This window comes from Micromonospora sp. H33 (assembly GCF_052068455.1).
GTDB lineage: Bacteria > Actinomycetota > Actinomycetes > Mycobacteriales > Micromonosporaceae > Micromonospora.
The window spans coordinates 1-11521 of the sequence record NZ_JBQHDE010000028.1; the positions used below are offsets into that span (position 1 = coordinate 1).

An 11521-nucleotide genomic window follows, 5' to 3' on the forward strand; every position below is an offset into this window, starting at 1 on the left:
ACCAAGCCCGAGCCATGACCAGCCACTACGCCCGACAAGCCCTCATCGAACCGTGATCACAATCCCCGGCTGGAGTATTAGTGCGAACCGCCGCATAGAAGACTTGAAGAAGGGCAGGGATAGTCAGTACACCCGCAGCGGTAACCAACCAATCCTTCACTTCGCCCCCAACTGTCCCTACTTATCCACCTGCAACATCCTTCACATCTTTGCACGCTTGGGCTACTGCCATCCTGTCTGCCGTCGACCCGCCCTCCTGGGGAGCGGGCCGCCGTCCGGCCCGCCACGTCAAGCGGACCTTGACGCAGGTTCGGAGGCTGGCGGGTCGGGCGGTGGTCTGCTCGGCTCGCCCGGGTCGATGGCAGGCGGGATGGCCTACCGCAACCACCCACGGACCGCGAGCCGCCGGCGGCGCCCCGGCCATCCTGGAGCCCGAGCGCCCCCGCCGGAGGCGCAGTAGCCGCAACCCCGCGACCACCGCCAACTCGCCGACGCGGCCGGCGTCCGCTCTCTCACGCCGCGCGGGCTCGTGGCCGCGCGGCCCGGCCGGCTGCCGGCGCAACCCCTCGCCCGGTCAGCGCTCCTGTCGTTCTGCGGCGGCCCTCCGGGCTTCCCGCTATCCGCGCCAGCCGCCGGGCGTTCTGCGTGGCCGGAGCGGAGCGGCAGCGGAGTGCAGGCCGCGCGCCCTGGCGGCGGCGCGTGCGGCCCGTTGCGGGCCGCCTTGAAGACGTACAGAAACTTCTCACCGATCAGGGGAGGTGTGGCTGTCCGGTCCCAGGACCTACGTGACGGATCGGTATCAGGACCTGGCTGACACCCCCCTGTAGAACGCCGCCACTCGACCCCGGGCCATGGCAGCACATCCGCATCCACCAGAGCCCGCAGCGTGGTACTGCTTCAAAGCGACAATGACGGCAGAAGCGGGCGAGCCTATGGCGACCAGTAGGGCGGGCGGGCTGCTGCGGAGACCCGGGCAGCCGCAGCAGACAACGTTCCTGGAACTGTTCTTCGACCTGGTGTTCGTCCTCGCGCTCTTCCGGCTCACGCAGGGGCTGCACCAGAATCTGACGTGGATCGGCACCTTCCAGACGCTGGTGTTGCTGCTGGCCCTGTGGTGGGTCTGGTCCCGCGTTGCGGGGACAACCGACAGGTTCGATCCGCAACGACCGCCGATACAGCTGCTGGTCATCGCGTCCATGCTTGGCATCCTGGTGATGGCCGCCGCGACGCCGGAGGCGTTCGGCAAGCGAGGCCTATTCTTCGCGGGCCCGTACGTCGCCATTCGGATTGGCGCCAGCGTCGTCCTCGTGCTCCTGCTGCGCGGCCACCAGGCGCAGCGCGCCTTCCTGCGGCAATTCTTCTGGTACGGCGTGTCCGCCGTGCCATGGATCGCGGGAGCCGTCGCGCACGATACGGCGCGTCTGGCGCTGTGGACGCTGGCGGTGGCCGTCGACTACACGGCGACCGCACTCCGCTTGCCCACACCCGGGTTGGGTCGCCTTGCGCGATCGGAGCTTGCGATCCTGGGCGAGCACTTGGCCGAGCGCTTCCGGCAGTTCTTCATCATTGCGCTCGGCGAGTTGATCCTGGTCACGGGTCTGGCGTTCGGCACCAGTGACTTCGGGGCCGAGCACAGCGCTGCAGCCTTGGTGTATTTCACTACCACCGTGCTGCTGTGGCGAATCTATATCTACCGCGCTGGGCAGCTGCTGGCGGAAGCCATCGCGGCCGCCCCCGATCCGCTCCGCCTCAGCATCTCGGCAACCTACTCCCACCCGATCATGGTGGCCGGCATCGTCATCACCGCCAACTGCGTCGATCACGTCCTCGCCCACCCGTTCGGACACGCAGAGCCGATCTGGATCGCCATGATCCTCGGCGGGCCCGCGCTGTTCCTGGCCGGGCGCGGCATCTTCGAGTACGCGGTCTTCGCCCGCGTGTCCCGCAACCGGCTGATCGGTGTCCTGGTCCTCGCCGCCCTCTCACCGGCGATGATCCGGGCGCCGCGGCTGGTGATCGCCATCGCCGCTGCTCTCGTCCTGGCCGCGATCGCCCTATCCGATACAGCCCGCGCCCGAGGACGCCCACCCGAACCGCCGTCACCGCCCCGCTAGCCGGAAGTGTCACCCACGTTCCGAGACTCCTCTGTCACGAACGTCCTGAGACCTGACACAGGGGAGGTGTGGCTCTGTGCCGGACGCGTCACTACTGTCCACAGCGCCGTCCCGGAAAGGCTCCTTACGGTGAATTCTGTTGACGCTCATGGAGACTGGAGGTGTGCCGATCCGACGACTCCCCGACCTCACGCCCGAGCAGGTTGTCAAGCTCCAAGACGCGTTGCTGGCGAACGCCAACACCTTACTGGAGTCCGCCCTTGCAATCCTGGATCTAGGCCACGTTGCGTTGGCTCGGTCCATCGCCATCCTCGGCATGGAGGAGTCAGGTAAAGCTATAGCTATTCATGATCGGCGAATGGAGATGGGCTACTCGTCCGACGGCGAGACCTTTCGGTGCGAGTCGCTCGACGAGTTGTGGTCTAGCCACCAGAAGAAGCTGGAGACCGTCTACGGCTTCCTGGTCGAAGAGCGATACTGGTTCGGGGAGCCCTCGGACCCAGAGCGGAACGCCGCAGCGTTAGCCTCGGCCTTTCACGGCCGTCGTGATCTTGGCTGTGCGGCGAGTCGGTAGATATGGCGAAGTGCCTGCCACGTAAGGAAAACTGCCCGGTGTCGAGTCGTGCAGGTTCCCCGCGTGAGAGGCACTTCGTAGGTGCAGGTTACCCAGTGGTCGAAGGGGATGTCCGTCGAGGTCGGCGGTCGTGGTGTGGTGTCGCATGTCGGGGCGGCGTTGCTGCGGTTGTTGGCTGATCGCAGCGGGTTGACGCAGGCGTTGTCGGCGGCGGTGGCTCGGCGGGCGTTCGTCCCGGGCCGGGACCGGGGCAGGGTGCTGGTCGATCTGGCGGTGATGATCGCCGACGGCGGTGAGGCGATCGCGGATATCGACGTGTTGCGCCATCAGGGCGAGGTGTTCGGTCAGGTCGCCTCGCCGGCGACGTGCTGGCGGGCCCTCGACGAGATCAGCGATGTGCAGCTGCGGCGCATCAGCCGGGCACGGGCGAAGGTCCGGGCCAGGGTGTGGGCGCTGGTCGGGCAGGTCCCGGCCGCGTATGCCGCTGGCCGTAGCCTCGGCGACGAGCTGGTCGTACTGGACGTGGACTCCACGATCGTCCTCGCGCACAGCGACAAGGACGGCGCCGCGGCCACCTACAAGCACACCTACGGCTTCCATCCGATCTTGGTGACCTGCGACAACACCCGTGAGCTGCTCGCGATCCGGCTGCGGCCGGGCAACGCCGGGGCGAACACCGCCGACCACCTGGACGTGTTGGCCGAGGCGTTCGCGCAGGTCCCGGCCGCCCACCACAGGAACCTGTTGGTGCGTGGCGACTCGGCTGCCGCCACCCACACAGTGCTCGACTGGCTGACCGCGCAGGACGCCAAACGCAACCGACGCGTCGAGTACTCGCTCGGCTGGTCGATCAGCGAGGCCGAACGCGCCGCCATCAGCGCGCTGCCGACCGCCGCCTGGTCACCGGCCCTGGCCGCCGACGGCGGTATCCGCGACGGCGCCCAGGTCGCCGAGTTGACCGGCCTGCTCACCCTGGCCGGCTGGCCGCCCGGCATGCGGGTGATCGTGCGTCGGGAACGACCACACCCCGGCGCGCAACTGTCGCTGTTCGAGGAACGCGACGGCTGGCGCTACACCGCGTTCGTCACCAACACCACCGTCGGCGCCTTGCAGTGGCTGGAAGCCCGTCACCGCGCCCACGCCCGCGTCGAAGACCGCATCCGCTGCGCCAAAGACACCGGCCTGCGCCGACTACCGTCGCGCGAGTTCGCCATCAACACCGCCTGGTGCCAAATCGCGGCCATCGCGGCCGACCTCATCGCCTGGCTACAAGTCCTCGCCCTGGACGGCGACCTGGCCACCGCCGAGCCGAAACGGCTGCGCTACCGCCTGCTACACACCGCCGCCCGCCTCACCCGAGGCCAACGCCGCCGCCGGCTACGCATCCCATCGACCTGGCCCTGGGCCGACCAAATCACCGCCGCATTCACCCGGATCGCGGCGATCCCCGCCCCCGGCTGACCAGCTCAGCCCTGCCCCGACAACCGGAGAACCACAGGAGACCACGCCCACCGCCGCGACAGACGGCCCCTCACCACGCCCTCGACCGGATCGCATCGATCGTCAGCGATCACCGGAGCGGGACCGAAGCGGCTGACATCAGCCGTGAATGATCGAGGTTAGCATGACCATGGGTACATAAGCCCGGAACAACAGCCACGAGGGAGGATTCACACGTCGCGTGAATACCAGAGATTTGCGCTGACCGCTGACCCTACATCGATCATAATCAGTCTAATTTCGAACAGCACTCAAGCTTGACCCATTCAGGTCCGACGATTAGCGTCTCATCTCACGAGCGGTGAGGCACCCACAATCCGGCGGCCTAGCAAGAGTATGGAGGGAGAGTATCTTGGATGTGAAGCCGTGGCATATCGTGACTCTAATTGTCATTCTCGCCTTGGGCGTCTTCATCTCTCGGGCAGTCAAAGCTTTCAAGGATGGGCGAAACGGGCGCGATTAGCCCAGCCCAGTCCTCACACCCGAGGGAGACAAACGTTCCGGAAACCCATCATGGCAGCGACTCTGGCCTTAGCGGCGTCGCTAAGCGCAGCTCTCATCAGTGGCACTCCAGCCTCCGCCGACTCGCAAGTGTCGAAGGCTGACCTTGAGTACGTTCACACTGCGCTCGCTATGTACGACGTACCCGCAAAGACTCAGAAGGCGCTACTTAAGGCCCTTGCTGAGGGCGAGCAGTGGGACTCGCAGAGTGGCGCAGCTCCTGTTGCCACCGAAGTTGACTACGTCGGTGGGGCCGAGCGGACCATCTACCGCTACGAGGACGGCTCCATCAACGTCAGCACGATCGAGATCCCTTCCGAGACCACGGGCGAAGTCTCGCCTATGGGGATTTCCGGCTGCCAGAGCATCGCAGCGACGGGCGCAAAGGCTTGGTGAAACTGCAGGGTTTCTTGGGACGCTGCAACTTGGAGCGTAAACTTCACTGCGGCTTACAGGTACTATTTGGGGCCTTCGTACGGCTGTCATATCGACTCCATCAGCGGGCTTGCCCACGGTGGGATCGGCAGCTTCTCGAACGCTAAGTTGGAATACATCACGCAGAGCGCAAGTGGATATACCGGACAGTGCATCGCTCAGGGAACGTATTGGCGGTCAGGTGGAGGCGTTTTCAGCGAGACCGTTGGAGTCAGGCTCAACGTGACCGCTAAGCATGGCGGCGGCTGGTCGAGTAAAGTCACTAGCTGACGCGAAGCCATAAAGGGCAAACAGAAGAAGGCCGTGGAGGGGCAGATTGCCCCTCTACGGCTCTGCAATACGGAGACTTGCAATAGGGCAATCTTCGCCGCAATCGGCGATTGTTCCTGCCTGGACGTGACCCCTCGGGTTAGATCTCTGGCTGCGCCAACTGGTAGCTCAGCTCACGTGCCATCCCGTATGCCGTCGCCCCGCCCTCCTGGGAGCGGGCCGCCGCCCGGCCCGCCACGACGGGCGGACCGTGACGCCTCGCGCGGACGCTGGCGGGTCGGGCGGTGGTCTGCTCGGCTTGCCCGGGTCGGTGGCAGGCGGGATGGCCTACCGCTACCACCCACGGACCGCGACCCGCCGGCGCAGCCCCGGCCATCCTGGTGCCGGAGCGCCCCCGCCGGAGGCGCAGTAGCCGCAACCCCGCGACCACCGCCAGCTCGCCGACGCGGCTGGCGTGCGCTCCTCTACGCCGCGCGGGCTTGTGGCCGCGGGGCCGGTTGCCGGCCGCCGGCCCATCCCACCAGTCACGGTCTGTCGTTCTGCGGCGTCCTCCGGGCTTTCCGCCGTCCGCGCCAGCCGCCGGGCGTCAGGCGTGACGGCCGCAGAGCGCCAGCGGCAGCGGCCGGCGCGCGCCCAGGCGGCGGCGCGTGCGGCCCGTCAAGGGCCGCCTTGATAGATGTACAGAAAGTCCTCCCACACCGCCGGGCAGCCGGCTGTCCGGTCTCAGGACCTGCGTGACATATCGGTATCAGGACCTGGGTGACACTCCGCCCTCTGTAGCACCGGCCCGACGCATGGCCAGGTCGACGAGCTAATCCGAACCAGCGGCGACGGATGGAAGGAACTCATCGGCCTCGACCGTCGCCCGTCCGTGTAACGCGGGTCGCTCGATCCAGTCCACGGCAGCACGTCCGCGGTTAACGCCGCTGCGGCATGTCAGAATGCACCCAGACCTGGAGCAGAGCTGGCAGAACGGGCGAGCCGATGACGAGCAGGGCGGCCGAGCTAATGCGGAAAGCCGGGGCCCCGGAGCGGGCTACGTTCCTGGAACTCTTCTTCGACCTGGTGTTTGTCCTCGCGCTCGTTCAGCTCTCGCGCGGCCTGGCTGAGGATCTCGGGTGGAGCGGTGCCTTCCGGACGCTGGTGCTGTTGGGGGCCATGTGGTGGGTCTGGTCCAGCACCGCGTGGCTAACCGACCGGACGGACCCGCATCGACCGGTAATCCAGGCGCTGGTCATCGCGACCATGGTCGGCAGCCTGGTGATGGCGGCCGCGGTGCCCGAGGCATTCGGCGACACGGGCCTGATCTTCGCGGGCGCCTACGTCGCCGTCCAGCTCGGCCGCGGGCTCATCCTCCTGGTTGTTCTGCGTGGCCACGAACTGCAGCGCACCGGCGTGCGGGGGCTGTTCTGGTACGGCCTATCGGCGCTGCCCTGGATCGCGGGGGCGCTCGTGCACGGCACCGCGCGTGGCGCGTTGTGGGCACTCGCGGTGGTCCTTGACCACACGGCAGGCAGAATCGGCTTCCCCACCCCGGGGGCGGGCCGTACGCCCCGCCAAGACCTCGTGATCTCGGGCGAGCACCTGTCCGAGCGCTACCGGCAGTTCTTCATCATCGCGCTCGGCGAGCTGATCCTGGTTACCGGCCTGGCGCTGAGCAGCAGCGGCTTCACGCCGGACAGGGTCGCCGCGTTCGCAGTGTCGATCGCGACCACCGTGCTGCTGTGGCGGATCTACATCTACCGCGCTGGGCAAGTCCTGGCGGAAGCGATTGCCGTGTCTGCCGACCCGGTCCGCCTCGCCAGATCGGCGTCATACGCCCACCTGGCCATGGTGGCCGGCGTGGTCGCTGCAGCCGTCGGCGACGAACTTGTCATCGCCCATCCACTCGGGCACACCCCACCGGCCTGGATCGCCGTCATCCTCGGCGGACCCGCGCTGTACCTGGCCGGGCGTGCCCGCTTCGAGCACGCGGTGTTCGGCCGCGTGTCCCGGTCCCGACCGATCGGCGTCCTTGCGCTGGCCGCCCTGACACCGGCGATGCTCCCCCTGCCGCCAGTCGTGGCCGCCACCGCTGCTGCCCTCGTCCTGACCGGGATCGCCATATCCGACGCAGCCCGCGCCCGCGGACGCCCGCCCGAACCGCCGTCACCACCCGGCTAGCCGGAAGTGTCACCCATGTCTTGAGACTGTTCTGCCACGCAGGTCCTGAGACCCGACACGCCGGGCAGCCGGCCGGTCCGCCTCCGTCGAGCGGGAATCACGGCGGGTTGACGTGTCGGCACCCGGTGCTACTCTGGCGCTCGTCGAGCACGCCAGCGCGGCCTTCCTGCCGGATCGCTGGATTCGATTTCAGAGATGCTGAGGGCCTTCCTGCCGCTGATGCGGGCGACGTCCCGCCGGCTCTCAATTGCACCGGCCGCTGTGCCGGCCCCCTGAATCCGCTGAGCGGCCCAGCACGGCCTTCCTTGCCGTCCACGATGGCCCGGATTCGCCCACCTCCACGGGTGGGGAAACCTGCGGCAACCCGCCGGATGCCGACATCCCAGGCTCCCCACCCGTACCGGCCCCATCACCGAGTCCACGGCGCGAAAGGACCCGACCCATCGGCGGAACGTGGCACCACCACGACTCCGCCCTCCGGCGTCAGCCGCCCTTCCTGCGGTGCCAGGAGACACGCCGAACACCACCAGCGGACATGCGTCCACGGCTGGTGGTGCTTCGTCTCCCGTCCCTGCCACCCCCTGAGGAGGAAGTCCTGTCCACCCCGCTCGACCTGTACCGGCCCGGTCTCGCCGCCGGCCGTGACGCCCAAGCCCTCCACCGCGCTGCCATGCCGGAGTTCTCCGGCTGGATGGAGCACACCGCCCCCGCGGGCGGCTGCGCCCGCCCAATCCGTCTCACTGGCACCATCACCGCCGTCGACCGCGACAGCGGCAGGATCCTGCGCGAGCAGCACACTGACGAGCTGCCCGACCGGGCGCTTTACAAGGCGTGCGGCAATCGCCGCGAAGCGCAGTGCCCGGACTGCGCCTGGGTCTACGCCGGAGACGCTTACCAAGTGGTCCGCTGCGGTCTGACCGGCGGCAAGGGTGTCCCCGCCTCGGTCGGCCGGCACCCGGTCGTCTTCGCCACCTTCACCGCCCCGTCCTTCGGCCCGGTCCACCACCGGCACATCCCCCGCCACACCTGCGGCAGCCGTCAGCGCTGCGACTGCCGCCCAGCCCCGTGCCGCGCCCGCAGTACCGCCGGCACGTGTCCGCACGGGCAGCCCGCGGTGTGCTTCGCCCGCCACGACACCGACGATCCGCGGCTCGGGCAGCCGTTGTGCCTGGACTGCTACGACCACGGCCACCAAGTCGTGTGGAACTACTTCTCGGGGAGCTGTGGCGGCGCACCAAGCAGGCCATCGAACGCCACCTCGCCGCGCTGTGCCGCCGACGCGGAATCCCCCTCGTCCGGGTCGTCACCGCCTCGGGCAAGGTCCGCTGGGTGCCGCCGGTACGGGTATCGCACGGCAAGGTCGCCGAGATGCAACGCCGCGCCGCTGTCCACTTCCACGTCCTGCTGCGACTCGACGGCATCGATCCCACCGATCCGGACGCTCTCATACCGCCGCCGGCCGGCATCACCATTAACGACCTGGATGCGGCCGTCCACGCCGCCGCCGCCCAGATCACCGTCACCACACCCTCACACCCCGACCGGACGCAAGGCTGGCTGGTCGCCTGGGGCGAGCAGGTCGACGTCCGCCGCATCAACAGCGCAGGCGGTGAGCTGACCGATTGCAAGGTGGCCGCCTACCTCGCCAAGTACGCCACCAAGTCAACCGAAGCCACCGGCCACTGCTCCACCCGACTCACCCCCGCCACCATCGACGACTACGCCGACCCTGAAGGCGACCACCTCGCCCGCCTCATCGACGCCTGCTGGCGACTCGGCCGCCCCACCCACGACGCCACGACCAGCGACGCCGCAACCGCCGACGACCGTCAAGGCAGGCTTGACGCCAAACCCAACGCCTACGCCGGCCTACGTCGGTGGGCGCACATGCTCGGCTTCGGTGGCCACTTCCTCACCAAAGCCCGTCGCTACTCGGTCACCTTCGGCCAGCTCCGCGACACCCGCGCCACCCATCGCAGAATCGAGGACAACGAGGACATCGACACCGTGACGGTCGGCGTTCTCAGCTACGTCGGGGCCGGCTGGCTCACCGAAGGTGACGCACTCCTGGCCAACATCGCCGCCCGACAGCGACGCGAGAGCAGACGCATCGGCCGGGAAGAACTCGCCCACGAAGCCTGGCTCACCGGAGCCGCCGCATGAGCCATGACCTCACCCCGCGCTGGTACTCCCCCGCCGAGGTCGCCGTCCTGCTCGGCTTCGGCATCTCCAAGGTCAAGACGAAGATCGCCACCGGCGAGCTGCGCTCCATCAAGGACGGCAAGTACCGCCGCATCCTCCCCGAATGGGTCGACGACTACATCCGCGAACAGGTCGAACGCCAGGAGGCCGCCTGATGCCCGCCCGCGCCCGCGCCAACGGCGAAGGCTCCATCTTCCCCTACCGCAACGGCTTCGCCGCCTACGTCTGGGTCACCAAACCCGACGGCAAACGCACCCGCAAGTACGTCTACGGACAGACCCGCGAGGCCGTCCACGACAAGTGGATCAAGCTGCACCAGCAGACGAAGCAGGGGCCGGTGGCCACCAGCGTCCCCACGGTCGGCAGCTTCCTCACCTACTGGCTGACCGAGATCATCGAACCGAACCGGGCACCGTTGACCCACGCCACCTACGAGACGTTCGTCCGCCGCTACATCGCACCGGGACTCGGGGCAAAGCGGCTGGATCGACTCCAGTCGCGGGACGTGCAGATTTGGATTAACCAGGTAGCCCGGACCTGCCAGTGCTGCGTCCAAGGCAAGGACGCCGCCCGACCGAAGGACAAGCGGCGCTGCTGCGCGGTCGGTCGCTGCTGCCAGACCGTCCCGTCGACCCGCACCATTAGCGACATCCGGGCCGCGCTGCGGGCCGCCCTCACCCACGCCCAAGCCGAAGACCTCATCGCCAAGAACCCGGCCGTGCCGGTCACCCTCGCCACCGTCCGCCGACGCCGGGGTAGGTCGTGGTCGAGCGACGAGGCCCGCAAGTTCCTCGAATCGGCCCGCGCCGACGAGGACCCGCTCTACGCGGCCTACGCCCTGGTCCTCGTCACCGGCCTGCGCAAGGGCGAAGCGCTGGGCCTTACCTGGGAGGACGTCGACCTCGACGCCGGAGAGCTGACCATTGGCCGCCAACTGCAACGCGTACGCGGCCAGCTCCTGCACCGCGACACCAAGACCCAGGCGTCCGACGCCACCCTCCCCCTGCCCGACATCTGCCTGACTGCCCTCAAGCTCAGAAGCGAACAACGCGACGAGGCACGAGCAGCCGCCGGCAAAGTCTGGCACGAAACCCACCTCGTATTCACCACCCGCTATGGCACGCCAATCGAGCCACGCAACTTCCAGCGCTCCTGGCAGACGCGGTGCGACAAGGCGAAGGTCACGCCGATCACCGTCCACGACGCCCGCCGCACCTGCGCCACGCTCCTGGCCGACCTCGACGTCCATCCCAGAGTCGCCATGCAGGTCCTCCGGCACGCCCGCTTCTCCGTGACGATGGAGATCTACACCCAGGTCTCGTCCAAGGCGACCCGCGACGCCCTCAAGCGCCTCGGCGAATCACTCGCGCAATGACCGGGCTGCTGTACAAGCTGCTGTACGGGCAGCAAAAGGCCACCCCCATCAATGGGAAGTGGCCTTTGAACTGTGTGGGCGATACTGGGATCGAACCAGTGACCTCTTCGGTGTGAAACCGGACGCCGCACCGCCCCTGAACAGGGAAAATGTGGGACCGCAGGTTGCGACGGGTGCCGTTGGATGCAGTTGAGCGCTGTTCGGTGCAGTTCGGCGCCGTTCAGTGCACCCCGCTGCTCCCAATCCGCTCCCCGCCATCGGCCGGTACAGGGGTGCAGCAACGTCAGCTGGTCCGGCAACTCGGGTGCGGTGAGCGATGGAGGCCCGTTCTGGCACGGCAGCGCGGCGAGTCGGCTGTCGAAGGCTACCGACGCGATCGGGCATGGT

General features: G+C 68.0%; 7 protein-coding genes and 1 pseudogene. All 8 read left to right on the forward strand.

Annotation, left to right across the window (positions count from 1 at the left end; translation table 11 throughout):
- Positions 1-908 precede the first annotated feature (908 nt).
- The 8 genes and pseudogenes from ACTMS0_RS28900 to ACTMS0_RS28935 all read left to right on the forward strand — a co-directional run bounded on the left by ACTMS0_RS28900 (position 909) and on the right by ACTMS0_RS28935 (position 11134).
- Positions 909-2114 (forward strand): low temperature requirement protein A, encoded by a 1206-nt coding sequence (locus tag ACTMS0_RS28900; RefSeq protein WP_441158435.1) that lies wholly within the window; start codon positions 909-911, stop codon positions 2112-2114.
- 148 nt (positions 2115-2262) lie between these two features.
- Entirely contained in the window at positions 2263-2688 is a 426-nt protein-coding gene (locus ACTMS0_RS28905; protein WP_441158440.1) for an AbiV family abortive infection protein, read from the forward strand.
- Between the two features lie 108 nt (positions 2689-2796).
- A complete protein-coding gene (locus ACTMS0_RS28910; RefSeq protein WP_441158441.1) occupies positions 2797-4149 on the forward strand; it encodes an IS1380 family transposase in 1353 nt (450 codons plus the stop codon).
- Between the two features lie 552 nt (positions 4150-4701).
- Positions 4702-5085, forward strand: a complete 384-nt coding sequence (locus ACTMS0_RS28915; RefSeq protein WP_441158436.1) for a hypothetical protein — start codon at positions 4702-4704, stop codon at positions 5083-5085.
- Between the two features lie 1293 nt (positions 5086-6378).
- On the forward strand, positions 6379-7557 hold the full coding sequence (locus tag ACTMS0_RS28920; protein ID WP_441158437.1) for a low temperature requirement protein A: 1179 nt from the start codon (positions 6379-6381) through the stop codon (positions 7555-7557).
- 595 nt (positions 7558-8152) lie between these two features.
- A pseudogene (locus tag ACTMS0_RS28925) lies at positions 8153-9720 on the forward strand (replication initiator).
- Entirely contained in the window at positions 9717-9914 is a 198-nt protein-coding gene (locus ACTMS0_RS28930; protein ID WP_441158438.1) for a helix-turn-helix domain-containing protein, read from the forward strand. Before ACTMS0_RS28925 ends, ACTMS0_RS28930 begins: the two are co-directional and overlap by 4 nt.
- Positions 9914-11134, forward strand: coding sequence for a tyrosine-type recombinase/integrase (locus tag ACTMS0_RS28935; RefSeq protein ID WP_441158439.1), 1221 nt, complete (start codon positions 9914-9916; stop codon positions 11132-11134). The genes ACTMS0_RS28930 and ACTMS0_RS28935 overlap by 1 nt, the downstream gene beginning before the upstream one ends.
- Positions 11135-11521: the final 387 nt, after the last annotated feature.

Coding starts and splice junctions, on each gene's coding strand:
- ACTMS0_RS28930 (WP_441158438.1), top strand. CDS start 9,717: ATGAGCCATGACCTCACCCCGCGCTGGTACTCCCCCGCCGAGGTCGCC.
- ACTMS0_RS28900 (WP_441158435.1), top strand. CDS start 909: ATGACGGCAGAAGCGGGCGAGCCTATGGCGACCAGTAGGGCGGGCGGG.
- ACTMS0_RS28920 (WP_441158437.1), top strand. CDS start 6,379: ATGACGAGCAGGGCGGCCGAGCTAATGCGGAAAGCCGGGGCCCCGGAG.
- ACTMS0_RS28910 (WP_441158441.1), top strand. CDS start 2,797: ATGTCCGTCGAGGTCGGCGGTCGTGGTGTGGTGTCGCATGTCGGGGCG.
- ACTMS0_RS28915 (WP_441158436.1), top strand. CDS start 4,702: ATGGCAGCGACTCTGGCCTTAGCGGCGTCGCTAAGCGCAGCTCTCATC.
- ACTMS0_RS28905 (WP_441158440.1), top strand. CDS start 2,263: ATGGAGACTGGAGGTGTGCCGATCCGACGACTCCCCGACCTCACGCCC.
- ACTMS0_RS28935 (WP_441158439.1), top strand. CDS start 9,914: ATGCCCGCCCGCGCCCGCGCCAACGGCGAAGGCTCCATCTTCCCCTAC.